This window comes from Bosea sp. 685 (assembly GCF_031884435.1).
Taxonomy (GTDB): Bacteria; Pseudomonadota; Alphaproteobacteria; order Rhizobiales; family Beijerinckiaceae; genus Allobosea.
Window position 1 is genome coordinate 268,027 of the sequence record NZ_CP134779.1, and the last position, 22,171, is coordinate 290,197.

Genomic DNA, 22,171 nt, shown 5'->3' on the forward strand with positions numbered 1-22,171 from the left:
CGTTCGCGCGCTTGACGGCGGCGAGCTGACGGGGTCTTTGCCCGCCATGCTGATCCTGCGCTCCCTGCTCGCCAATGTCGTGTTCTACGTCAACCTGTCGCTCTGGCTGGTGTTCGCGGCATTTCCCGCTCTGCTGCTGCCGCGACGCTATCTGATGAAGGTCGCTCACGGCTGGTCCCGGAGCGCGCTCTTCCTGATGCGGGTGACGTCGGGCACGGGCATTGAGATCAAGGGGCTCGAGAATATCCCGAGCGGTGGGCTGATCGTGGCGTCGAAACACCAGTCGTCCTGGGAGACCTTCGTCCTGATCGGGCTGTTTCCCGATCCGGTCTTCATCCTGAAGCGCGAACTGACCTGGATTCCGTTCTTCGGCTGGTGCCTGCTCAAGCTCAGGATGATCCCGGTCGATCGCGGCGGGCGGGCGCGGGCGCTGGCCCAGGTCACACGGCGCTCGCGGATCGAGATGCGCGAGAACGGGCGCCAGCTCCTGATCTTCCCGGAAGGCACGCGCCGGCCGGCCGGGGCTCCGCCCGACTATAAATACGGCGTCGCGCATCTCTATGCCGATCTCAACGTGCCTTGCGTGCCCGTCGCGCTGAATTCCGGCCTGTACTGGCCGCGCCGCAAGTTCCTGCGCCCGCCAGGCACGATCCGCCTGACATTCCTGCCGGCGATTCAGCCGGGACTGAGCAAGATGGAGTTCCAGGCGCTGCTGCAGGACAGGATCGAGACGGAAAGCGACCGGCTGCTGGCGCTGGGACGTAGCGAACTGGCCAAGCTCGGTCTCGATCCGCTGGCGAAAGGCTCCTGACAGCAGCTGTCAGCAAAGCCGACTGACGAGGCCGATCGACCGGGCCGGCAGCCCTTGACAGATAGCTTGTTCGTTCTCATTTTGTTCTGGAACAAAAGGAGGAACGGATGGCCGCTCTCGCCTATTCCCACGCCGATCTTTTCGCCGATGAGCCCGTGGTCTCGGCGCGCGAAATGCCGCTGCGCAGCACAGCGGGCCTGTCCGAGCGTCGCTTCACCGCCTGGCGCGGACGTTCGGGCCGGCGCTACGTCGCCTCGGTCTTCACGGTCTTCGACGATCATGCGCTCGGCTTCACCGATGCGGTGCTGCTGGCGGTCTCGCCGGATCGCCAGATTCTCGCCGCGCGCGACAGTGGGCCGTTCGGGGTCGAGGCGGCGCTGACGCGCTGGCGGCAGGCGGTGACGCAAGCCGGCGCGCGCGAAATCCATGTCCATCTCCTTGCGGAGGACGGCATGAGCCGCCGCGCGGCGCTGCTCGACCTGATGCCGGAAGTCTGAGCCGGTATCAGAGCATTTTGTTTTGACGCGTTTTCTCCGCGCAAACGCTTCGCGTTTGTCGCGAGGGAACCGGTATCCACTTCGCTCAAAAACGCTTAGCCGGATCAATGCGAAAAACCGGTTCCCACTTTTTCGCATCCTGCTCTAGAGCGGCGGGCGCGGCTCGCCGAGGCCGGGTGCGAGTTTTTGCGCGAGATCGGCGAGGACAGGGTCGAAGACGCCCATCTTGCGCAGATGCTCATGGGTCTGCAGCACATAGTCCGGGTTCTCGCCCGAGCCGCCGCGCCCGTTGCGCACCAGCTCTAGAATCTGGTCCGGCGGCAGCCGCCCGGCATATTGCAGGTGCTTGCGGTCGGCGACATAGACCAGCGCCTTGACGTTGCGCCCGTCATCAAGCCGCACCGGCATGTGGCGCTCGAGATAGACCGAGGTCGCCTGTTCGCGGGCGCGTAGATAGGTCACGGTCTCGGCCGCCTCATTGGCTGCGACCCGGAAGGCGAGGCCGCGGCAGATGCCGCCGCGATCGAGGCCCAGTACGAGGCCGGGACGTTCGGGCGTACCGCGATGCACATGCGAGAAGATGCAAAGCGAGCGGTGGTAGCCGTGCAGCCGCGCGACGACGCTTTCCTCAAAGGGAAAGCCAGGCCGCCAGATCAGCGAGCCATAGCCGAAGACCCAGAGATCGCTCGCACCGAGATCAGCTGTCATCGTCATCCCATAATTTAGCCGTGGCCGCCTGCTTGATGGGCGCACTGGCGTCCTTGCCCGGCGGCAGCTAACAATCCGCTCGCTTTTTCGCAATGGACTGCCGCCTTATGACCGATCTGACTCCCACGCGTCGCCGCAGCCGGTTCTGGCTCTATGGCCCCTTCGTGCTGCTCGCATTGTTGGCCGTGGCCTGGAGCGGCTTCTGGTTCGTGGTGCGCGGGCGCGTCGCCGATGCGGTCGATACGGCGCTGGCGCGTGAGGCCGGGCTCGGTCGCAGCTGGAGCTGCCTGGACCGTTCAATCAGCGGTTTTCCGTTTCGTGTCGAACTGCGTTGCGCATCGCTGGAACTGACCTCGGCGCGCTGGGGCGATGCGGTGAAGCTGCAGACGGGGCCGAGCCTGGCGCTCGGGCAGATCTATTCGCCCGGGCTCGTCATCGTGCAGATCACCGGCCCGCTGCAGGCCAGCCTGCCCGAGGGCCGCAAGCTCGATCTGGCCTGGGCTCGGCTCGAGGCCAGCCTGACGCATAACGGCGCGGCGCCCCAGCAGGTCTCCCTCGTCATGACCGAGCCGAATGCGACCCTCGCCACGCCGGGCCAGGCCAATGAAGGTTGGCGCGCGGCCAGCCTGGAGGTCCATCTGCGCCGCAATCCGACACGCCCGGCAAGCGATCAGGCCACCGATCTCGCCATCAGCGCCAAGGGCTCTGTCCTGCCTGCGCTCGATGCGCTGCTCGGCACGAGCGAGGCCGGCGATGTCGACATCCAGGCGACCCTGACGCAGGCCGAGGCCTTCAAGCTCGGTTTCAATCCCGATGCGCTGGAACGCTGGCGCGGCACTGGGGGGCAGGTCGAGCTGACGAAGCTGGTCTCAGTCAAGGGCCCGGCCCGCATCGAGGCGAGCGGCCTGCTGCTGCTCGACCAGACGCATCGCGTGTCCGGGCAGATCCAGGCTTCGCTCGCCGGCATCAAGCAGATCGCCGGCGTTCCGGTCGGGGGAGTGCTCGGTGGCCTAGGAGGGTTGCTCGGCGGCCGGGCCAGCGCACAAGTGCCGGGTGCGGCGCCTGGCCTGACGGCGTTGCCGCCGGTGGTGCTGCGCGAGGGCCGCGTCTATCTCGGGCCGATCCGGCTGCCGGTCCAGCCGCTCCTGCCCCTATACTGAGGCCACATGAAAAAGGGGCGCATCGCGCCCCTTTTCCTTTGTTCGTGATTGGCAGCGGTTACGCCGCGGGCAGCGCCGCGCGCGGCGCCTCGATGCGGGTCAGGGCCTTCTTGACCGCATCCTGCACCTTCTCGAAGGCGCGCACCTCGATCTGGCGGACGCGTTCGCGCGAGACGTTGAACTCCTCGGAGAGCTCTTCCAGCGTGATCGTGTCCTCGGCCAGCCGGCGTGCCTCGAAGATGCGCCGCTCGCGCGGGTTCAGGACATCGAGCGCCTCGCGCAGGGCCGAGTGGCGGTTGTCGCTTTCCTGCGAATCCGCATAGCGGCGCTCCTGGCTCTCGCTGTCGTCGACCAGCCAGTCCTGCCATTCGCCGTCGCCATCCTCGCGCAGCGGCGTGTTCAGCGACGCGTCGCCACCGAGGCGGCGGTTCATGTCGATGACGTCCTGCTCGTTGACGCCGAGCTTGGTGGCGATCGTCTTGACCTGCTCGGGACGCAGATCGCCCTCGCCAAGCGCCGAGATCTTGCTCTTGGCTTTGCGTAGGTTGAAGAACAGCTTCTTCTGGTTGGCGGTGGTGCCCATCTTCACCAGCGACCAGGAACGCAGGATGTATTCCTGGATCGAGGCCTTGATCCACCACATTGCATAGGTCGCGAGCCGGAAGCCCTTGTCGGGCTCAAAGCGCTTGACCGCCTGCATCAGGCCGACATTGCCCTCGGACACGACCTCGCCGATCGGCAGGCCATAGCCGCGATAACCCATGGCGATCTTGGCCACGAGCCGCAGATGGGACGTGACGAGCCGATGCGCCGCATCGCGGTCGCCGTGCTCGCGCCAGCGTTTCGCCAGCATGAATTCCTCGTTCGGTTCCAGCATCGGGAACTTACGAATTTCGTCGAGGTAACGTGACAGTCCGCCTTCCGCGGACATGACGGGCAGCGACGCAATCGCCATGCTCGTTCTCCTTCTTGGTTCCCGCTTCGCGGCAAACCAACCGCGCGATCAACCTTCGCGCAGGTTTCGGATGTCGTGAAAGATACAACGCCGGAACCGGCTAACGGTTCGGCGCTGTTTCAAGCCACGTGCGGCGCCCCTTAGCCATCCGCATCCAACACCTACTCTATGCCAAGACAGCTTGGCGGAAAATGGGCAGGATAGCGAGATTGCCTCACAGCCTCGCGAGTTCGTCTTGCAATTTTGCAAACTCAGGCGGCGGATCGGATTCGAAAAGCATCTCCTCGCCCGTGGCGGGATGGGCGAAACCCAGCAGCGCCGCATGCAGCGCCTGCCGCCCCAATTGCGTCAGCGCCAGACGGGCGGGCTCGGGCAGGCGGCTCGCCTTGGTCGCGAAACCGGAGCCGTAGAGCTGGTCGCCGAGCAGGGGATGGCCGAGATGGCTCATATGGACGCGGATCTGATGCGTGCGGCCGGTCTCGAGCCGGCACTCGACCAGGCTGGCGAGCGCCTCGGTCTCCTCCCTGCCCTTGAGCAAGGCCGGGTAGCGTTCCATGACCGTGAAATGGGTGATGGCCTCGCGCCCGCGCTCCTCGCCCACGACCATCATCTTTTCGCGGTTCTTGTTCGAGCGCTCGATATTGGCCTCGACGGTGCCATGCGCCCGGCGTGGAAAGCCCCAGACAATGGCGAGATAGGCGCGCTGGAGGGGGCCGGTGCGGCCATGGTCGGCGAACTGCTTCGCCAGGCCCTGATGGGCCTTGTCGTTCTTGGCGACGACGAGGAGCCCGCTGGTGTCCTTGTCGAGCCGGTGCACGATGCCCGGTCGCCTGACGCCGCCGATGCCTGAAAGGCTTTCGCCGCAATGGGCGATCAGGGCGTTGACCAGCGTACCGTCCTCATGGCCGCCGGCAGGATGCACGACGAGGCCGGCAGGCTTGTCGATGACGATCAGGTGCTCGTCCTCGAACACCACGGTGAGCGGGATGTCCTGCCCCGCCGGGGCCGGGGGCTTGGCCTCGGGCATGATCAGCGTCAGCGCGTCGCCCTCGACGACCTTGCGGCTGCCATCGGTCGTGACCGTGCCGTTCAGACTGACGCCGCCATCCTTGACGATCTGCTGCAGGCGGGCCCGCGAAATCTCGCCGGCCAGCAAGGCCAGTGCCTTGTCGAGGCGCGCGCCTGCCTGTTCGGCGGTCACATGCAAGGTCACGCCCGCAGGCGGAGCGGTCTCAAATTGGCTTGGCTGTGATGTCATGACCGACGCTATAAGCGCCCGGGCCGAAAGCCGCACTTCTTTTCGCACGCGCCGTAAGTCGCGTGCGACCGAGTTTGCCTCAGCCGAAGAACTTATCTCAGCCGAAGATGCGGAACTTCGCCTTCTTTTCCTCGACGATCTGGGCCTCTTCCGGTCCCGGATCGTCAGGTGCATGCGAGACGGGGAAGATCACGGGCGTGGCGCGCGCGTCGCCCTTTGCCGGTGCTGCGTCGGGTTTGGCCGCAGCCGGCTTTGGTTCCACGGCAGGTTTGGGCTCCGCGACAGGCTTTGACTCCACGGCAGATTTGGCCTCCTCGAGCGGCTTGGGCGCGGGCTCGACGATGGCTGCCGGCGGCGGCTCGCTCGGCTTCGGCGGCGGCATGGCCGGAATGCTGGCAGGCTCGGTCGTCACGGTTTCGGCGCGGGCCTCGATCAGGGGCGCGGAATCGTCGAGATCGGCCAGGACGTCGTCGAGGGCCGGGGCATGGCTGCCGAGGGTGGCGGGGGGCACTGTCCAGACGAAGGCATCGAGCCGGCCCGAAATCGGCGAAACCGGCAGCCATTGATCGGAGACCAGCCCGTCGGCGACCCAGGCGGCGTCACGCGGCGCGCGTGTCGCCCGTGCGAGCCACTCGCGCACCCGGCCGGCCGCACCGTGCTCGGCCTCCTCGAGCTCCGCCATCAGCAGGCAGGCGCGCACCGAGGCGCCGCCGGCGAGCAGCGGCTTCAGGGTCGTGCGGGCCTTGGCGAAATCGCGGGCGTGGATCGCGGCGCCGGCGAGCGCCAGCACGCCCTCGGGATCGGCCGGGCGCAATTTCGTCAGCGTGATCGCGCGGTTGAGCCGGTCCTGGGCGCTGTCGCCGGAGCGGACATCGAGATAGGCGGCGGCGATGTCGGGATGGGAGACCTCCTTCCAGGCGGCCTCCAGGATCTTCGAGGCTTTGCGGATGTCGCCACGCTCGGCCAGCATGCGGCCCGCCAGCACCGCGGCCGGCGTCAGGCCGGGCGCGAGCTTGGTCGCCTCCAGCGCGGCGGCGAGCGCCTTTTCAGGCTCCCCATCGCGCGCCTGCAAAGCCTCGGCTGCGAGCAGCACGGCGCGCTGGCGCTTGGCCTCGGCCTTCTCGGCCAGCCGCAGGGCGGCGCGGCGCTCGACGGCGGTGCGCGCCGCCTGCCAGTCGCCGGCACTGGTGTGGAAGTCGAGCAAGGCGTCATTGGCCCAGGCGAGCGAGGGCGAGCGACGCACGGCGTCGTCGGCGAAGGCGCGCGCGGCGGTCATGTCGCCGCGACGCCTGGCCTCGACGAAGAGGCCGCGCAGGCCGAGCACGCGGGTCTCGGGCTTGTCGAGCATGGTCTTGAAGGCGGCTTCGGCCCGGCCGCGATCGCCGGAGAGCTGGGCGGCCTGCGCCTCCAGCAGCAGGGTCAGGGGCTCATTGCCGGAGAAGCGGCGCGCATCAACCGCGTGGCGGCTGGCGGCGATGGGGTCGCCCGCGCCGATCGCGACCATGCCGCGCGAGACGGCTTCAAAGCCACGGGCGCGGCGGCGTGCCCGCGAAGCAAAGCTGAAGGCCGAAGGCATGCCGAGCACGAAGCGGATCAGCGCCCAGGCTAGCATCGCCAGCATGGCGAGCACGACGACGCCGATGGCGGCGATCGCGACGCTGGTCTCGATGCGGTAGCCCTGCCACAGAATCGAAACCTCACCGGGACGATCGGCAAGCCAGACGGCACCGACCGCGAGGCAGGCGAAGACGAGGAGATAGAGCAGAACCCGAACCATGAACTCTATCCTCCGTCAGCCCGCCGCGCCGAGCGCGGCGACAGCATCCTGTGCGATTTTTGCAATCGCGGCATCTGCCTGGGCCCGTTTTTGCAAAGCCGCGCCGAAATCGACGCTGGCGCGCCGCGCCGGCTCGGGCAACTGGTTCCAGAGGCCGGCCGCCACCACGATATTCCCGCTCGCCAGCGCGTTCTCCAGTCGGATCAGCAATGTCGCGGGATCATTGGAGCCGGTGTCGCCGACGGGGCGAATCGTGACGATGCGGCTGGCGAGCCCGAGCAGGCGGTCCTGCCAGTTGGCGGTCGCCGGCGTCATTTCCCTGGCGAACATGGCCCGCTGCTCACGGAACTGCGCGAGCAGCGTGTCGCGGGTCGGGGCGCCGGTGGTCGCGACCGCGTTCAGCGCCGCGAGCTGCTCGGGCGCGCCGCCGCCCTTGGCGAGCGCCGCGACGTCGCCGGCGAAGGGCTGGCCCGAGGCGATGGCGCTCTGGATGCGCTCGGCCAGGACGATGCGTGCGGCGGCAAGGGCCTGCGGGCTGGGTGCGGAGGCTGTCTTGGCGAGGGTCTCGACCGCGCCGAGCCGCTGGCCGAGCGCATTGGCTGCGGCTTCGGCGCGCTGGGCCTGGGCACTCAAACTTGCGATGGCACCGGCATCGGCGCTCTGGGTACCTTGCGCCTTCGCCTGCTCAACCAGCCGGGTCGCGGCGGCCTGCGCCTCTGTCCCGGCCTTGACGGCGGCATCCGCCTTGCGGTCGAGCGCGGTGGTGGCGCCTTGCAGGCTGTCGAGCCGGGCGCGGAGTTCGGCGATCTGGGCGAGGTCGACGGCAGGCGTCGCGCGGCTCCAGGCGAGCATGGTGAGCCCGGCGCCGACCACACCGCCGACGATGCCGACGAGCGCCAGGGCCGGCCAGGGCAGGCGCGATCTCGTCTCCGGGAGAAACGGTGTTTCGGCAGCGCCCGCGCGGTGCGATCCTTCGTCGTCGGAGCCAGCATGCGCGCCCGAGGGTTTGGCCTCCGGCGCGGCGAATTCCTGGGGCAGCGCCTCGGTCGGCAGCGCGGCCTCGGATGCGGCTGCGCTCGCCGAGCTCGTGTCCGTGGCGGATGGCGCGGCGTCCTGTGCCTTTGGCAAGTCCTGTGCCTTTGGCAAGTCTTGCGCCTTTGACGTGTCCTGTGCCGTCAGATCGATGGTCGGCGGTGTGCGGCGGGCGCGGCCACGCTTCATCGCTTCAGCATCGGGCTCGTTCATCGGGCCTGTCTCCGTCTCGACGCCTGTCGTCGCAGCCGGTTCGTCTCTAACATCGTCGCGCAGGCGATTGCGAGCGGACACTTGATCGAGGGCGGCGAGCAGGCCCGCTTCTTCCGGATGTTCGGCGACCAGCACCGTGCTGGCTCCCGCCGTGATCAGCGGTGCCGCGACGTCTGCCGAGAGCGCGACATGGGTCAGCGCCAGGGCAGGTTCTGCGAGGCCAGCCTCCCGCGCCAGCGCCAGGAAGGTTCGGGCGCCGCGCGGGGAATAATGCAGGGCGGCATCGACCTTGCCACCGCGCAGGGCCTCGGCTGCATTGGCCGGGAGCGCGGTCACGGCCTCGGCTGCATAGGCCGTCCAGATCGTCACGTCGTAGCCGGCCTCTCGCAAGCGCTGCGGCACATCCTCATGGCTGTCCCGGCCGGCGATCAGAAGCAGCCGCGACGGCGGCGGCAGATTGCGGCTGATCAGATCGATCAGGTCATGGCGATTGCCGTCGGCGCTGCGGGCATCGGCATAGCCGGCCTCGCGGGCCTTGCCGGCAGTGCGCGCGCCGACGCTGAAGACAGGCAGGTCGCGCCAGCCCAGGGGCGCCTCAGCGAGTGCGCCGACTGCATTGCCGCTGGTCAGGACGAGCGCCGAGAAATCTCCGGCCGGCGCCGGATCGGGCAGGCGCACGACCGTGAACAGCGGCGCGATCAACGGCTCGCAGCCGCGCGCGGCAACCGCGCGGGCGCTGCGCTCGGCATCGGCCTGCGGCCTCAGGACGAGTATGCGCATGCGGTCTCCTCTCGCGCTGGGCGCCATCAGGCAAGGCTTCCATCTGAAGCATGAACGCCTGGACTGCGCTCGTGTTCGCCGTCGAATTGGTTAGCGATCGCGGTGTGCCCGATGACGACGCAGTCCGAGGGGATGTCGTGGAGCGGGGTTGCGATTTCGGCCATGCCTTAGGTCCCCTCCCTCAAATGGCCGCTCTGCCGGCGGCTTCGGATGTGTCGTCCCAGACCGGCATGCCAGGCTCGGTATTCCAGGCTCGGTATTCCAGACCTGGCATTAGGGCAGCATAACGGCCTCTTGGCCTTATGCTCGCTCGCGCACTATACGGGGGAATTCCCGGCGCGAAACTGCCGGTTCGTCACGACTGAATTCCTGCGCCCGCCTATTCCGTCACAGCTGCTGCGAGACCAATCGGCCGATCATGCGAGTTTTGGGCATAGAGACGACTTGTGACGAGACCGCGGCTGCGATCGTCGAGGTCACGCGCTCCGGCGAGGCAAAAATCCTGTCGAACGAGGTGCTGAGCCAGATCGCCGCGCATGCGGCTTTTGGCGGCGTCGTGCCGGAGATCGCGGCGCGTGCGCATGTCGAGGCGATCGACCGTATCGTCGGCAGCGCCTTCGAGCGCGCGGGGCTCAAGCCTGCCGATATCGATGCGGTTGCTGCCGCGGCCGGTCCAGGGCTGGTCGGGGGCGTCATGGTTGGGCTGACCACGGGAAAAGCCATTGCGCTGGTGACGGGCAAGCCCTTCATCGCGATCAACCATCTCGAGGCCCATGCGCTGACGGCGCGACTGACCGACGATCTTGCCTTTCCCTATCTGCTGCTGCTCGTTTCGGGCGGACACACGCAATTGCTCGCCGTGCGCGGCGTCGGCGACTATCTCAAGCTCGGCGGCACGATCGACGATGCCGTCGGCGAGGCTTTCGACAAGATCGCCAAGATGCTGGGCCTGGCCTATCCGGGCGGCCCTTCGGTGGAGCGCGAGGCGGAGAAGGGCGATCCCGAGCGCTTCGACTTTCCTCGCCCGATGAGCGGCCGGCCAAATCCGGATTTCTCGTTGTCTGGCCTCAAGACGGCGGTACGTCTCGTCGCCGAGCGGATCGCGCCCTTGTCGGATCGCGATGTCGCCGATCTCTGCGCCTCCTTCCAGGCGGCGGTCGTCGATGTGTTGGTCGACCGGACACGGGCTGGCCTGCGCGCCTGCCGCGCCGCCGGCATCACGCCGTCGGCGTTGGTCGTGGCGGGCGGTGTCGCCGCCAATCAGCCGATCCGGCGCGGGCTGACGCGGCTCGCGACCGAGGCCGGCCTGCCCATGGTGGCGCCGCCGGTCGCGCTCTGCGGGGACAATGGCGCGATGATCGCCTGGGCCGGGTTGGAGCGGCTGCGCCTGGGACTGATCGACGATATGAGCGCGGTGGCGCGCCCGCGCTGGCCGCTGGATGAGCTCAGGCCGCAAGATCTTACGCCGCAAGACTTCAAGACACCGCAAGATTTCAAGACACGGCAAGACGCCAAGGCCGGGGAATGAGCGGGCTCACGGCCTCTTCCGTCATCGGCATTGTCGGCGGCGGCGCCTATGGCACGGCCCTGGCGCTGGCTGCGGCGCGCGCCGGGCGCGAGGTCCTGTTCTGGGCTCGCGACGCAGCGACGGTCGCAGCGATCCGGGAGACACGCCAGACGCCGCATCTGCCGGGCGTGATCCTGCCGGAGGCGATCGCCGCGACATCGTCGCTCGCGGCGTTGAGCGCTGCCGGCGCTTTCGTGGTCGCGGTGCCGACACAGAGCCTGAGGCAGGTCTGCGAGGGGCTGGCGCAGGCGCTGCCGGCCGGCCGGCCGGTGGTCTCGGCCGCCAAGGGTATCGAGCAGGCGACCGGCCTGTTCACCACGCAAGTGATCGCGCAGGCCTGGCCGGGCTCGCCGGCTGCGATCCTGTCGGGCCCGAGCTTTGCCGCCGATATCGGGCGCGGCCTGCCCACGGCCGTGACGCTTGCCGCGCAGGACGCCAATCTGGCGCGGGCCCTGGCCGAGGCACTGAGCTCCTCGGCTTTCCGCATCTATCACAGCGCCGATCCGCGCGGCGTCGAGATCGGCGGAGCGGCCAAGAACGTGCTCGCCATTGCGGCCGGAATCACGATTGGTCTCGGCTATGGCGAGAGCGCCCGCGCCGCGCTGGTGGCGCGCGGCTTTTCCGAGCTGCGCCGCTTCGGGGAGGTTTTTGGCGCGCAAGGCGAGACGCTGATGGGGTTGTCGGGGCTGGGCGATGTCGTGCTGAGCTGCGCCTCGCCGCAATCGCGCAACTTCGCCTTCGGCCTGGCGCTGGGGCAGGGGCGACCGATCGCGGACGCCTCGGGCGGCAAGCTGGCGGAGGGGGCGTTCACCGCCTCGATATTGGCCGATATGGCCCGTGCGCGGACGGTCGAGATGCCGATCGCCGAGGCTGTTGCAGCGATCATCGCCGGTCGCGTCGCGGTCGGCGAGGCGGTGGCCGGCTTGTTGTCGCGACCTATCCGGTCTGAGATGTGAAGGAGGCGGCAATGGCCAATGACTGGTCCGACCTGACGAAGCGCGTGGCGCGCGGCATCGCTGAAGTGCGCAAGACGACCGGCTCGGAGCTCGTCGCCGAGAGCCTGCCGGTGGCGCTGGCGGGCCGTGTGCCGGCAGGCCCGGTGATCCAGCATCGCCGCCGCCGCGCCGAGGATACGCATCGCTTCGTGCTGATCCTGCCTTTCGGCGAGGGCGAGGTCCGGGTCGAGCTCGATCCGCAGGATTATGCCGCCCTGACACGCGAGATGGTGCGGTTCTGGAATGAGCAGGGGCAAGCGGCCTCGAAACCGCCGAGCCCGATGAAAGAGGACGAGGCCTGATGGCACATTGGCTGATCAAATCCGAACCGGTGAAGTGGTCCTGGGACCAGCAGGTCGCGGCCGGCGCCAAGGGCACGCATTGGGACGGCGTCAAGAACCACACCGCCAAGCTCAACCTGATGGCGATGAAGCAGGGCGAACAGGTCTTCTTCTACCACTCCAATGAGGGTCTGGAGGTCGTCGGTATCGTCGAGGTGATCAAGGAGGCCTATATCTGGATTCCGGGCGAGCCCTGGGTGCTGGTCGATTTCAAGGCGGTGAAGCCATTACCGACGCCGGTGACGCTGGCGCAGGTCAAGGCGGAACCGAAGCTCGCCAAGATGTCGCTCGTTACCTCCTTCCGCCTCTCAGTGCAGCCGGTGGCCGACGAGGAATGGGCGCTGGTCTGCAAGATGGGCGGGCTCTGAGCTCCGGCGCGGCAGCCGAAAGTCTTTGAAACGAAAGTGCGAGGTCGCCCAGCTTGCCGCTTCGGCTGCCGGGACTATGATGCACCGCATTCAAACCAAGCGGACGAGGCGAATCCCGCGATACGCCCCCGAAGCCGCAATTCAGACGGCCCAGGTCTGGGGAGACGCCTATAATGTCCGAGACTATTTATGATGTGCCGGCGGCATGGGCCAAAAAGGCGCATCTGAACGACGCCAAATACAAGAAGATGTATGCGGCTTCGATCAAGGATCCCGACACATTCTGGGGCGAGCAGGGCAAGCGGATCGACTGGTTCAAGCCCTACAGCAAAGTCCGCAACGCCAGCTACAAGCCCGGCAAGGTCTCGATCAAATGGTACGAGGACGGCACCACCAACGTCGCCTATAACTGCGTCGATCGGCATCTGGAGACGCGGGCCAAGCAGACCGCGATCATCTGGGAGGGCGACGACCCTTCGGAATCCAAGAAGATCAGCTACGGCCAGCTCTATACCGAGGTCTGCAAGTTCGCGAACGTGCTCAAGGCCAACGGCGTCAAGAAGGGCGATCGCGTCACCATCTACCTGCCGATGATCCCGGAAGCGGCCTATGCGATGCTCGCCTGCGCACGTATCGGCGCGATCCATTCCGTGGTGTTCGGCGGCTTCTCGCCTGATTCGCTGGCGAGCCGGATCGAGGACAGCGATTCCAAGATCGTGATCACTGCCGATGAAGGGTTGCGCGGGGGCCGCCCCGTGCCGCTCAAGAAGAACGTCGATGCTGCCGACCCCAAGGTCAAGGGCGGCATCGGCAAGGTCATCGTGGTCAAGCGCACGGGCGGCAATGCTCATATGGTCGATGGCCGCGACGTCTGGTACCATGACGAGGCCGCCAAGGTTTCGGGCCATTGTCCGCCTGTTGAAATGAAGGCGGAGGATCCACTCTTCCTGCTCTATACCTCCGGATCGACCGGAAAGCCCAAAGGTGTCCTGCACACAACGGCAGGCTACCTCGTCTACACCTCGATGACGCATCAATACGTCTTCGACTACCATGATGGGGACATCTACTGGTGCACGGCCGATGTCGGCTGGGTCACCGGACACAGCTACATCCTCTATGGCCCGCTCGCCAACGGCGCCACGACGCTGATGTTCGAGGGCATTCCGACCTATCCGACGATCTCCCGCTTCTGGGAGGTGATCGACAAGCACAAGGTCAACACCTTCTACACCGCGCCGACCGCAATCCGCTCGCTGATGGGGGCGGGCGAGGAACCGGTGAAGAAGACCAAGCGCAAATCGCTGCGCCTGCTCGGCTCGGTCGGCGAGCCGATCAATCCGGAAGCCTGGGAGTGGTATCACCGCGTCGTCGGCGACCGCCGTTGCCCAATCGTCGATACCTGGTGGCAGACCGAGACCGGCGGCATCCTGATCACGCCGCTGCCGGGCGCGACCAAGCTCAAGCCCGGCTCGGCGACGCGGCCCTTCTTCGGCGTCAAGCCTGAGATCGTTGATCCCGAGGGCAAGGTCCTGGAAGGCGCCTGCGAGGGCAACCTCGTCATCGCCGAGAGCTGGCCCGGCCAGATGCGCACGGTCTATGGCGACCATAAGCGCTTCGAGGAAACCTATTTCGCCACCTATCCGAACAAGTATTTCACCGGCGATGGCTGCCGGCGCGATGCCGACGGCTATTACTGGATCACCGGGCGCGTCGATGACGTGATCAACGTCTCCGGGCACCGCATGGGCACGGCCGAAGTCGAATCGGCGCTGGTGGCGCATCCCAAGGTCTCGGAGGCCGCTGTCGTCGGCTATCCCCACGACATCAAGGGGCAGGGCATCTACGCCTATGTCACGCTGATGGCCGGCGAGACGCCGAGCGAGGAGTTGCGCAAGGACCTGGTGTCCTATGTGCGCAAGGAGATCGGGCCGATCGCTTCGCCTGACCTGATCCAGTTCTCACCCGGCCTGCCCAAGACCCGCTCGGGCAAGATCATGCGCCGCATCCTGCGCAAGATCGCCGAGGACGAGTTCGGCGCGCTCGGCGATACCTCGACCCTGGCCGATCCGGCGGTGGTCGACGACTTGATCGCCAACCGGCAGAACAAGCGCAAGCCGGGGTAAGGCGGGAAGGCCGCTTCGACGTCATGCTCGGGCTTGTCCCGAGCATCCACGTCTTGAACTCGACCCTCGACCAACGAAGACGTGGATGCTCGGGACAAGCCCGAGCATGGCGGCGCGCGTCAAACGTCCTTTTTGACGCGCTTCCGCCCGGCCTTGGACAGCTTGCGCCCATAGAGCTCGAGCCGGTGGCGGACGATTTCGTAGCCCAGCTCGGCGGCAATCTTCGCCTGCAGCGCCTCGATCTCCGGCGATGAGAACTCCACCACCTGGCCGGTCTCGACATCGATCAGATGGTCGTGATGCTGCTGGTCGGCATGCTCGTAGCGCGAGACGCCGTCCTCGAAGGCGTGGCGCTCGATCGCGCCCTGCGATTCCAGCAGCTTCATGGTCCGGTAGACCGTCGAGAGCGACAAGGTCGGGTCGTGCTCGAAGGCGCGGGTGAAGATGCCCTTGGCGTCGGGGTGGTCATGCGCCTCGGCGAGAATGCGCAGGATCAGCCGGCGCTGCTGCGTCATCCGCAAGCCCGCTTGCTTTAACTGGCCCTCGAAAATGGCCACGCGCTGCTCGATTCCGATCATTGTTCGCAGATAGCAAGGCTGCGACGCATTTGCAAAACGGCCGTAATGCAAATCATTCGCAATTGCATTGACAGATGCAATTCGTTTGCAATAGCTACTGGAGGGATTTGATAGCCAGCAGGAGAGAGCATGCGTTCGCGTCGTCATTTCATGGGTCTTTGTGTGGCCATGGCCTTTACTGGGGGCCTTTGCGCCGCGGCAATTCCGGCGCTGGCGCAGCCGGCGCCGGGCAAGCCGCTGCGGGTGGTCACGACCTTCACCATCATTCAGGACATGGCGCAGAACGTCGCCGGCAATGTCGCAATCGTCGAGTCGATCACCAAGCCCGGCGCCGAGATCCATGACTACCAGCCGACGCCGCTCGACGTGGTGAAGGCGCAATCGGCCGATCTCGTGCTGTGGAACGGGCTCAATCTCGAGCGCTGGTTCGAAAAATTCTTCGAGAACGTCAAGAATGTGCCGAGCGCGGTGTTGACCGACGGCATCGAGCCGATGGGCATCAAGGAAGGCCCCTATCAGGACAAGCCGAACCCGCATGCCTGGATGTCGACCAAGAACGCGCTGATCTATATCGAGAACATCAGGAAGGCGCTGGCCAAGGCCGATCCCGCCAATGCCGCGACCTATGCCAAGAATGCCGCCGCTTACGCCGACGAGATCAAGGCGATGGACGCGCCCTTGCGCGCCCGGCTCGACAAGGTGCCAGCCGACAGGCGCTGGCTCGTCTCCAGCGAGGGCGCCTTCAGCTATCTCACCCGCGATTATGGCTGGCGCGAAGCCTATCTCTGGCCGATCAACGCCGACGAGCAGGGCACGCCGCAGCAGGTCCGCAAGCTGATCGACCTCGTGCGCAAGAGCAAGATTCCGGCCGTCTTCAGCGAAAGCACGATCTCGGACAAGCCGGCCAGGCAGGTCGCGCGCGAGACCGGCGCGAAATATGGCGGGGTGCTCTATGTCGACTCCCTCTCGGCGGCAAACGGGCCTGTACCGACCTTCGCCAAGCTGCTGGAGGTGACCGTGGAGACGATCGCCAAGGGGTTTGGCCAGTGAAGACGCCTGCGACCAGCTCGCGCATGGCCGCCGGCCCGACCCCGTCGATCGTTGTCGCCGGGGTCACGGTTCGCTACGGCAACGGCGTCACCGCGGTGCACGACGCCTCGTTCGCGCTCGGGCCGGGCACGATCTGCGCGCTCGTCGGCATCAACGGTTCCGGCAAATCGACGCTCTTCAAGACCCTGATGGGGTTTCTGAAGCCGGCAAAAGGCATGGTCTCGATCGCCGGAATGGAGGTTCGCCAGGCGCTGAAGCGGGGTCTCGTCGCCTATGTGCCGCAAGCGGAGGAGGTCGATTGGAGCTTCCCCGTTCTGGTCGACGATGTCGTGATGATGGGGCGCTACGGGCATATGGGTTTCCTGCGCATCGCCGGTAAAGCTGATCGTGATGCCGTCGACGACGCCCTGGCGCGGGTCAACATGCTGGAGTTCCGCCGCAGGCAGATCGGCGAGCTCAGCGGTGGCCAGCGCAAGCGCGTCTTCCTGGCTCGCGCCCTGGCGCAGGGCGGGCGCGTCATCCTGCTTGACGAGCCCTTCACCGGCGTCGACGTCAAGACCGAGGACCAGATCGTCGATCTGATGCGGGAGTTGCGCGCTGAGGGCCGGCTGATGCTGGTCTCGACGCATAATCTCGGCTCGATCCCCGATTTCTGCGATCAGGTCGTGCTGGTCAACAAGACGGTTCTGGCCGCCGGGCCGACCGATACGACCTTCACCCATGCCAATCTACAGCGCGCCTTCGGTGGTGCGCTCAGGCATTTCCGGTTGGAAGGGCAGGCCTTGCATGAGGATGCGGATGCGCGCCGCGTCACCGTCATCAGCGACGATGAGCGGCCGCTCGTACTCTATGGCAAGCGCGGCCATGAGACGCTGGCCGATGGCGGCCAGACCACGCGCGGCAAAGCGAATGGCGAGAGGGCGATCGGCGGGGAGGGACGCTCGTCGTGATCGAATTGCTTCTGGAGCCTTTCGGCTATCAATACATGGTCAAGGCCATTTGGGTTTCGGCGCTGGTGGGCGGCGTCTGCGCCTTCCTGTCCTGCTATCTGATGCTGAAGGGCTGGTCGCTGATGGGGGATGCGCTGTCGCACGCGATCGTGCCCGGCGTAGCGCTCGCCTATCTGCTGAAGGTTCCCTATGCGGCGGGTGCCTTCTTCTCGGGGCTGCTCGCGGCGCTCGCCATGGCGCTGGTCAGGGTGCGCACGCAATTGCGCGAGGACGCGGTCATCGGCATCGTCTTCACCACCTTCTTCGCGGTGGGCCTGCTGATCGTCTCGATCAACCCGACCTCGGTCAATGTCCAGTCGATCGTGCTCGGCAACATCCTGGGCATTTCGGATGAGGACGTTCTCCAGGTCGCGATCATCGCCGCGATCTCGCTCGCCATCCTGATCGCGCGCTGGAAGGATCTGATGCTGGTCTTCTTCGACGAGAACCAGGCGCGCGCCGTCGGTCTCTCACCGACGCGGTTGAAGATCCTGTTCTTCGTCCTGCTTAGCGCCTGCACGGTCGCGGCGCTGCAGACGGTCGGCGCGATCCTCGTCATCGCCATGGTGGTGACACCGGGCGCGACTGGCTACCTATTGACCGACAGGTTCGGCGTTATGATCTGGATCGCGATCGCGATGGGCGTCGTCACCAGCGCGGCGGGGGCCTATGCCAGCTATTTCCTCGATGGTTCGACGGGGGGGCTGATCGTGGTGTTCCAGACCGTGCTCTTCCTGCTCGCCTTCGTGTTCGCGCCCAAGCACGGCCGGCTGGCTGCTGTGCGGGCGGCGCGTATGGCTGGGGAGGCGGGGCTGTGACGATGCTGCATGCTTGGCTTCTCAGCCCTTTCGCGCATGAGTTCATGTTGCGTGGGCTCGTCGTCGCTGTCTTGGTCGGCATCGTCTGCGCGATGCTGTCCTGCTTCCTGGTGCTCAAGGGCTGGGCCTTGATGGGCGACGCGGTGTCGCACGCTGTCCTCCCCGGGATCGTGCTGGCCTATAGCGCAGGATTGCCGCTGATCGTTGGCGCCTTCGCCTCCGGTTTGGCCTGCGCTTTCGGCATCGGCTACATCAAGGAGAACAGCCGGGTCAAAGAGGACACGGTGATGGGCATCGTCTTTTCCGGCATGTTCGCGTTCGGACTGGTGCTCTTCGTCAAGGTCGAGAGCGACCAGCACCTCAACCATATCCTGTTCGGCAACCTGCTCGGGCTACGCTGGGACGACATCGCCGAGACGGCGCTGATCGCCGTGCCGACGATCGCGATTCTGCTTCTCAAGCGTCGCGATCTTCTGCTGCATGCCTTCGATCCGGCCCATGCCCGCGCCATTGGGCTAAACGTCCGCTTGCTGCATTTCGGTTTGCTGACGATCCTGGCGCTGACCATCGTCGCGGCGTTGAAGGCGGTCGGCATCATCCTGGTGGTGGCGATGCTGGTCGCGCCCGGCGCCATCGGCTATCTGACGACACGGCAGTTCGACCGGATGCTGCTGGTCGCTGTTGGCGCCGCGACGCTGTCGAGCGTCTTCGGCACCATCCTGAGCTTCCATCTCGATGCGGCCACCGGCCCCTGCATCGTGGTGGTGCAGGCCGGGTTCTTCCTGGTGGCGCTCGCCGGCAATCTGATGCGTGCATCGCGGCGGGCGAGCGTGGTTCAGCTGCCGGGCTGATTGTCATGCGGCCTGCTGGTCGGCCTCGTCCTGCAGGCGCACCACCGTGATGCTCTGGTTCAGGCATTGGCAATTGTACTCGCTGGTCAGGAAAGCGATGTCGGCGGCGTCGCGCCCGCTTGCGATCCTGACCAGCCCTTCAACGGGAGCGAGCCGGGTCGGGTCGACAAGCCACCAGCGCCCGTCGAGAAACACCTCGTAGACGGCGTGGAAATCCGGGGGATCGAGGTCGAGCGCATAGGCGCTGACCGCACGCGCCGGGATGTTCAGGGCCCGCGTCAAAGCGATGCCGAGATGGGTGAAGTCGCGGCAGACGCCGGCCCGGTCGATGAAGGTCTGCTCGGCGGTGGTCAGTGCGTGGCTGACGCCATGGACATAGTCGAGATGGGTATGGAGCCAGTCGAGGACGCTGAGAACGCGCGCACCGCCGCCCTGGACCATGCGGAACTCGCGCTGGGCGAAGCGCATGAATTCGTCGGAGGGGCAGAAACGGCTGGGCAGCAGGTAAGGCAACACGTCCCGGGGCAGTTCCGACCAGTCGTGCTGGCGGGCGCTGGATGAGAGCGGCGCCCGCATGCCGTTATCGACGATGGCGTTGTACCGGATCTCGACCTGGCCGGAGAGCGCCGCGCGGAAGCGCCTCTCGCCTGTCGTGGGGTCCTCATCGTGGATCAACGCGGCTCCCGGCGTGACGCTGAGCTCTTCCGAAAGGATGACCTGGTCGGGCGATCTCGCGGCTTCGAGCGCGGCGATGATTTGTGTCGCGCCGCCAAAACCATAGGTCAGCGTCGCCGCGATCGAGAGCTTCATGAGATTCCCCGGGGCATGCGTGTGAGAACGAGACGGTCAAACGCCGTCCCGGGATTGAAGTTCCGGCGCGGCGTCAGGCTGCCGAGCGTGCCAGACCGATCTCCGGCGCGATCTGCGCCAGGATCTCGTAGGACCGCTTGCGCGCCGCTTGGTCGTGAATCGGCGCGGTGACCATGATCTCATCGGCGGATGTCGCTGCGATGAAGGCACCGAGCTCTCGCTTGATCGTCTCGGGCGAGCCGATGAAGGCATAGCGCAGCATCTGCGAGACATGCGCCTTCTCGGCCGGTGACCAGTATTGCTCGATATCGGCGATCGGCGGCTGGAGCTTGCCGCGCGCGCCGCGGACCATGCCGACGAAGCGCTGCTGCAGGGAGGTCGCGAGATAGCGCGCCTCGGCGTCGGTCTCGGCGGCGACGACGTTGATGCCGGGCATGGCGTAGGGCTTTGCCGCCTGTTCCGACGGCTTGAAGCGTTCACGATAGATCGCCAGGGCCTGGATCAGCGCATCCGGAGCGAAATGCGAGGCGAAGGCGTAGGGCAGGCCGAGCTCTGCTGCGAGCTGCGCGCCGAACAGGCTCGATCCGAGGATCCAGAGCGGCACGCGCAGGCCCGCGCCCGGCACGGCCTGGACCGCCTGGTTCGGCCCCGCTGGCTCGAAAAAGGCCTGCACCTCGAGCACGTCTTGCGGAAACTGGTCCGAGGCCATCGGGTCGCGCCGCAGCGCCCGCAATGTGCGCTGGTCGGTCCCCGGCGCGCGGCCGAGGCCGAGATCGATGCGGCCCGGAAAGAGCGCTTCCAGCGTGCCGAACTGTTCGGCGATGACCAGCGGGGCGTGGTTGGGCAGCATCACGCCTCCGGCGCCGACGCGGATCGTGCTGGTCGCTCCGGCGAGTGCGCCAATCACCACGGCGGTCGCGGCGCTGGCGATGCCGGTCATGTTGTGGTGTTCGGCGACCCAGTAGCGCCGATAGCCCAGGGCTTCGGCATGGCGGATGAGCTCGATCGAGTTCCGGAGCGCGTCACCCGCCTCCTGGCCTTCGACGACGGGAACGAGGTCGAGAACGGAAATGGCGACCATGGCGGCCTCTGCTCTGGCGCGTCGGCGGGAAACCGCGGTTGTGCCGCAGGCCGAGGCGCGAATCCTGAAAGGACCATGCAGATGGGTGTGGCGGCCAGGCAATCCAATGCGTGGCCGTGCGTATCATGACGCGTCTGCGTCAGCTTCATGGCGCGGTGGCCGAGCGCCCCGTCTTTATGATCCCGCCGCGTGGGCTCATCGCGAGCTGGCTGTCACGGCGTGCTCCCGTTCGAGCGCGGCGCAGAGCGCAGGGCCGATCCGGCGATAGACGGCGGCGTAGTCCCTGTAGTGAACGCCGTCGACCATGGGCAGGCCGGGTGTGAAGGGGTTGGCGACCAGGCAGCCGTTCGTTGCCTTGCAGGTGCTTTCCGCCAACGCCCCGATACGCTCGGCCGCCTCCGCCGAGAAGCCCTCGGCCCTGGCCGTGTCGATGGGCGGGACGCCGGTGACGAGCACGATGCGGGATGTGCGTTGCAAGGTCCCGAGCAGCGGCTCGAAGCTCGCCTCGAAACGCATTGCTGCCTCGTATTCGTTGCTGAAACGCTTGGCGTTGGCGTCATTGGTGCCGATGGTCAGAATCACGGCGCGCGGCGGATGCGGTAGCGGCAGTCCCGCAAGGAAATCGGCATAGGCGCTGGCGGTCGCCCCGGAAACCCCGGCATTGACGAGCGGCAGGCCGCACAGCCTGCGCGTGGGCCAGCGCTCGATATGGGAATCGCCGGCAGCCAGCAGGTAATCGCCCTCGATCCGGCCGAGATCGGCGGTGACGGCTTGAAGCCGGGTGGCGCGATAGGGCGGCGCTGAGCCGGCACGGCCGAACCCGTAGCCCGCGAGCGAGCCTAGCAGCAAGGCGAGGGGCAGGATGATGAGCGCCAAGGTAAGGGGATGGCGCAGCACGATCTTGCCGAGACGTTCGAGCACGGGTGGCAAACGCAAGGCGCCGTCCAGCAGGCGGCGAGGGATCATCGGGCGCGTCCCCGCGGCGGCAGCGCGCAGCCATCGGCGGGCCCTGCTGGTACGGAGGAGAGCTGCACCGGTCGGCCGGTCACTGGATCGCGAAAGCCGCGCCGACCGCAACCGTTCTCGCTCGAGGACAAGCCGTCATAAACCATGAGGGCCGGCAGCAGCATCAGCCAGAGCGAGACGCCGGCGAGCAGCAGCAACTGGATGGCGGTGCGCCGAAGCCATTCGCGCCGAAGCCATGGCTGCAGCTTGCCGGGCAGAATCTTGCCGGAGAGGATGTCAGCGCGGACATGATTAGATATGATTTGGGTCGAGGTCATCATTCGCGCCAGAGTGTCGGCGCCGTGTTTTGCGAAATGACGTCCAGGATTCGGGTATCTGGTATCGGTGCTTTTCCAGAAGCCCGTCTAGAAACAATTGGAAACAATTCCATCGCGACCGTG

22 protein-coding genes are annotated in these 22,171 nt (G+C 66.6%); 12 read left to right on the top strand and 10 right to left on the bottom strand.

Annotated features, from left to right (window positions below):
• The first annotated feature begins 46 nt into the window (after positions 1 to 46).
• Both RMR04_RS02360 and RMR04_RS02365 read left to right on the top strand, forming a co-directional pair.
• Positions 47 to 811 carry a lysophospholipid acyltransferase family protein gene (locus RMR04_RS02360; protein WP_311912759.1) on the top strand — a complete coding sequence of 255 codons (765 nt, stop codon included), beginning with the start codon at positions 47 to 49 and terminating at the stop codon, positions 809 to 811.
• Between the two features lie 107 nt (positions 812 to 918).
• The gene (locus RMR04_RS02365; protein WP_311912760.1) at positions 919 to 1,308 is read left to right on the top strand and encodes a hypothetical protein; all 390 of its coding nucleotides are present in this window, start codon (positions 919 to 921) and stop codon (positions 1,306 to 1,308) included.
• Positions 1,309 to 1,452: 144 nt separating this feature from the next.
• Here RMR04_RS02365 and RMR04_RS02370 read toward each other — a convergent pair whose 3' ends face one another.
• Positions 1,453 to 2,022, bottom strand: coding sequence for a gamma-glutamylcyclotransferase (locus RMR04_RS02370; protein ID WP_311912761.1), 570 nt, complete (start codon positions 2,020 to 2,022; stop codon positions 1,453 to 1,455).
• A gap of 101 nt (positions 2,023 to 2,123) precedes the next feature.
• On the opposite strand from RMR04_RS02370, the gene RMR04_RS02375 reads away from it, so the two are divergent.
• On the top strand, positions 2,124 to 3,176 hold the full coding sequence (locus RMR04_RS02375; protein WP_311912762.1) for a DUF2125 domain-containing protein: 1,053 nt from the start codon (positions 2,124 to 2,126) through the stop codon (positions 3,174 to 3,176).
• A gap of 58 nt (positions 3,177 to 3,234) precedes the next feature.
• Here RMR04_RS02375 and rpoH read toward each other — a convergent pair whose 3' ends face one another.
• The 4 genes from rpoH to RMR04_RS02395 form a co-directional block, all read right to left on the bottom strand.
• A complete protein-coding gene (gene rpoH / locus RMR04_RS02380; protein ID WP_311912763.1) occupies positions 3,235 to 4,131 on the bottom strand; it encodes an RNA polymerase sigma factor RpoH in 897 nt (298 codons plus the stop codon).
• A 214-nt stretch (positions 4,132 to 4,345) separates the two neighbouring features.
• Positions 4,346 to 5,332 carry an RluA family pseudouridine synthase gene (locus tag RMR04_RS02385; RefSeq protein ID WP_311912765.1) on the bottom strand — a complete coding sequence of 329 codons (987 nt, stop codon included), beginning with the start codon at positions 5,330 to 5,332 and terminating at the stop codon, positions 4,346 to 4,348.
• 154 nt (positions 5,333 to 5,486) lie between these two features.
• Complete coding sequence (locus RMR04_RS02390) at positions 5,487 to 7,166, bottom strand: heme biosynthesis protein HemY (protein ID WP_311912766.1); 1,680 nt, start codon at positions 7,164 to 7,166, stop codon at positions 5,487 to 5,489.
• Positions 7,167 to 7,181: 15 nt separating this feature from the next.
• Entirely contained in the window at positions 7,182 to 9,191 is a 2,010-nt protein-coding gene (locus RMR04_RS02395; protein ID WP_311912768.1) for a uroporphyrinogen-III synthase, read from the bottom strand.
• Between the two features lie 418 nt (positions 9,192 to 9,609).
• Between RMR04_RS02395 and tsaD the strand changes: the two genes are divergently transcribed.
• The 5 genes from tsaD to acs all read left to right on the top strand — a co-directional run bounded on the left by tsaD (position 9,610) and on the right by acs (position 14,588).
• Entirely contained in the window at positions 9,610 to 10,719 is a 1,110-nt protein-coding gene (gene tsaD, locus RMR04_RS02400; RefSeq protein WP_311912769.1) for a tRNA (adenosine(37)-N6)-threonylcarbamoyltransferase complex transferase subunit TsaD, read from the top strand.
• Positions 10,716 to 11,714, top strand: coding sequence for an NAD(P)H-dependent glycerol-3-phosphate dehydrogenase (locus RMR04_RS02405; protein ID WP_311912770.1), 999 nt, complete (start codon positions 10,716 to 10,718; stop codon positions 11,712 to 11,714). The genes tsaD and RMR04_RS02405 overlap by 4 nt, the downstream gene beginning before the upstream one ends.
• 11 nt (positions 11,715 to 11,725) lie before the next feature.
• On the top strand, positions 11,726 to 12,055 hold the full coding sequence (locus tag RMR04_RS02410; RefSeq protein WP_311912772.1) for a hypothetical protein: 330 nt from the start codon (positions 11,726 to 11,728) through the stop codon (positions 12,053 to 12,055).
• Positions 12,055 to 12,462, top strand: coding sequence for an EVE domain-containing protein (locus RMR04_RS02415; protein ID WP_311912773.1), 408 nt, complete (start codon positions 12,055 to 12,057; stop codon positions 12,460 to 12,462). Before RMR04_RS02410 ends, RMR04_RS02415 begins: the two co-directional genes overlap by 1 nt.
• A gap of 173 nt (positions 12,463 to 12,635) precedes the next feature.
• Positions 12,636 to 14,588, top strand: coding sequence for an acetate--CoA ligase (gene acs / locus RMR04_RS02420; protein WP_311912774.1), 1,953 nt, complete (start codon positions 12,636 to 12,638; stop codon positions 14,586 to 14,588).
• A 119-nt stretch (positions 14,589 to 14,707) separates the two neighbouring features.
• Here acs and RMR04_RS02425 read toward each other — a convergent pair whose 3' ends face one another.
• A complete protein-coding gene (locus tag RMR04_RS02425) occupies positions 14,708 to 15,166 on the bottom strand; it encodes a Fur family transcriptional regulator (RefSeq protein ID WP_311916027.1) in 459 nt (152 codons plus the stop codon).
• Between the two features lie 129 nt (positions 15,167 to 15,295).
• On the opposite strand from RMR04_RS02425, the gene RMR04_RS02430 reads away from it, so the two are divergent.
• Genes RMR04_RS02430 through RMR04_RS02445 form a run of 4 tightly spaced genes read left to right on the top strand, consistent with a single transcriptional unit; the run spans position 15,296 to position 18,874 of the window.
• A complete protein-coding gene (locus tag RMR04_RS02430) occupies positions 15,296 to 16,216 on the top strand; it encodes a metal ABC transporter substrate-binding protein (protein ID WP_410492188.1) in 921 nt (306 codons plus the stop codon).
• A 23-nt stretch (positions 16,217 to 16,239) separates the two neighbouring features.
• Positions 16,240 to 17,166 carry a manganese/iron ABC transporter ATP-binding protein gene (locus RMR04_RS02435; RefSeq protein ID WP_311916030.1) on the top strand — a complete coding sequence of 309 codons (927 nt, stop codon included), beginning with the start codon at positions 16,240 to 16,242 and terminating at the stop codon, positions 17,164 to 17,166.
• Positions 17,163 to 18,023 (top strand): metal ABC transporter permease, encoded by an 861-nt coding sequence (locus RMR04_RS02440; RefSeq protein ID WP_311912775.1) that lies wholly within the window; start codon positions 17,163 to 17,165, stop codon positions 18,021 to 18,023. The genes RMR04_RS02435 and RMR04_RS02440 overlap by 4 nt, the downstream gene beginning before the upstream one ends.
• A 2-nt stretch (positions 18,024 to 18,025) precedes the next feature.
• Positions 18,026 to 18,874, top strand: a complete 849-nt coding sequence (locus RMR04_RS02445; RefSeq protein WP_311916031.1) for a metal ABC transporter permease — start codon at positions 18,026 to 18,028, stop codon at positions 18,872 to 18,874.
• Between the two features lie 3 nt (positions 18,875 to 18,877).
• Here RMR04_RS02445 and RMR04_RS02450 read toward each other — a convergent pair whose 3' ends face one another.
• From RMR04_RS02450 to RMR04_RS02465, 4 genes are all read right to left on the bottom strand, one after another.
• Positions 18,878 to 19,684 carry a transglutaminase-like domain-containing protein gene (locus RMR04_RS02450; protein ID WP_311912776.1) on the bottom strand — a complete coding sequence of 269 codons (807 nt, stop codon included), beginning with the start codon at positions 19,682 to 19,684 and terminating at the stop codon, positions 18,878 to 18,880.
• 73 nt (positions 19,685 to 19,757) lie between these two features.
• On the bottom strand, positions 19,758 to 20,765 hold the full coding sequence (locus RMR04_RS02455) for an LLM class flavin-dependent oxidoreductase (RefSeq protein WP_311912777.1): 1,008 nt from the start codon (positions 20,763 to 20,765) through the stop codon (positions 19,758 to 19,760).
• A gap of 195 nt (positions 20,766 to 20,960) precedes the next feature.
• Complete coding sequence (locus RMR04_RS02460) at positions 20,961 to 21,731, bottom strand: SGNH/GDSL hydrolase family protein (protein WP_311912778.1); 771 nt, start codon at positions 21,729 to 21,731, stop codon at positions 20,961 to 20,963.
• Complete coding sequence (locus RMR04_RS02465; protein WP_311912780.1) at positions 21,728 to 22,048, bottom strand: hypothetical protein; 321 nt, start codon at positions 22,046 to 22,048, stop codon at positions 21,728 to 21,730. The genes RMR04_RS02460 and RMR04_RS02465 overlap by 4 nt, the downstream gene beginning before the upstream one ends.
• Positions 22,049 to 22,171: the final 123 nt, after the last annotated feature.

What these genes read in the sequence shown, in the direction of transcription:
- RMR04_RS02360 (WP_311912759.1), top strand. Translation starts at nt 47, where the DNA reads ATGCTGATCCTGCGCTCCCTGCTCGCCAATGTCGTGTTCTACGTCAAC.
- RMR04_RS02365 (WP_311912760.1), top strand. Translation starts at nt 919, where the DNA reads ATGGCCGCTCTCGCCTATTCCCACGCCGATCTTTTCGCCGATGAGCCC.
- RMR04_RS02370 (WP_311912761.1), bottom strand. Translation starts at nt 2,022, where the DNA reads ATGACGATGACAGCTGATCTCGGTGCGAGCGATCTCTGGGTCTTCGGC.
- RMR04_RS02375 (WP_311912762.1), top strand. Translation starts at nt 2,124, where the DNA reads ATGACCGATCTGACTCCCACGCGTCGCCGCAGCCGGTTCTGGCTCTAT.
- rpoH (WP_311912763.1), bottom strand. Translation starts at nt 4,131, where the DNA reads ATGGCGATTGCGTCGCTGCCCGTCATGTCCGCGGAAGGCGGACTGTCA.
- RMR04_RS02390 (WP_311912766.1), bottom strand. Translation starts at nt 7,166, where the DNA reads ATGGTTCGGGTTCTGCTCTATCTCCTCGTCTTCGCCTGCCTCGCGGTC.
- RMR04_RS02395 (WP_311912768.1), bottom strand. Translation starts at nt 9,191, where the DNA reads ATGCGCATACTCGTCCTGAGGCCGCAGGCCGATGCCGAGCGCAGCGCC.
- tsaD (WP_311912769.1), top strand. Translation starts at nt 9,610, where the DNA reads ATGCGAGTTTTGGGCATAGAGACGACTTGTGACGAGACCGCGGCTGCG.
- RMR04_RS02405 (WP_311912770.1), top strand. Translation starts at nt 10,716, where the DNA reads ATGAGCGGGCTCACGGCCTCTTCCGTCATCGGCATTGTCGGCGGCGGC.
- RMR04_RS02410 (WP_311912772.1), top strand. Translation starts at nt 11,726, where the DNA reads ATGGCCAATGACTGGTCCGACCTGACGAAGCGCGTGGCGCGCGGCATC.
- RMR04_RS02415 (WP_311912773.1), top strand. Translation starts at nt 12,055, where the DNA reads ATGGCACATTGGCTGATCAAATCCGAACCGGTGAAGTGGTCCTGGGAC.
- acs (WP_311912774.1), top strand. Translation starts at nt 12,636, where the DNA reads ATGTCCGAGACTATTTATGATGTGCCGGCGGCATGGGCCAAAAAGGCG.
- RMR04_RS02425 (WP_311916027.1), bottom strand. Translation starts at nt 15,166, where the DNA reads ATGATCGGAATCGAGCAGCGCGTGGCCATTTTCGAGGGCCAGTTAAAG.
- RMR04_RS02430 (WP_410492188.1), top strand. Translation starts at nt 15,296, where the DNA reads ATGCGTTCGCGTCGTCATTTCATGGGTCTTTGTGTGGCCATGGCCTTT.
- RMR04_RS02435 (WP_311916030.1), top strand. Translation starts at nt 16,240, where the DNA reads ATGGCCGCCGGCCCGACCCCGTCGATCGTTGTCGCCGGGGTCACGGTT.
- RMR04_RS02445 (WP_311916031.1), top strand. Translation starts at nt 18,026, where the DNA reads ATGCTGCATGCTTGGCTTCTCAGCCCTTTCGCGCATGAGTTCATGTTG.
- RMR04_RS02450 (WP_311912776.1), bottom strand. Translation starts at nt 19,684, where the DNA reads ATGAAGCTCTCGATCGCGGCGACGCTGACCTATGGTTTTGGCGGCGCG.
- RMR04_RS02455 (WP_311912777.1), bottom strand. Translation starts at nt 20,765, where the DNA reads ATGGTCGCCATTTCCGTTCTCGACCTCGTTCCCGTCGTCGAAGGCCAG.
- RMR04_RS02460 (WP_311912778.1), bottom strand. Translation starts at nt 21,731, where the DNA reads ATGATCCCTCGCCGCCTGCTGGACGGCGCCTTGCGTTTGCCACCCGTG.
- RMR04_RS02465 (WP_311912780.1), bottom strand. Translation starts at nt 22,048, where the DNA reads ATGACCTCGACCCAAATCATATCTAATCATGTCCGCGCTGACATCCTC.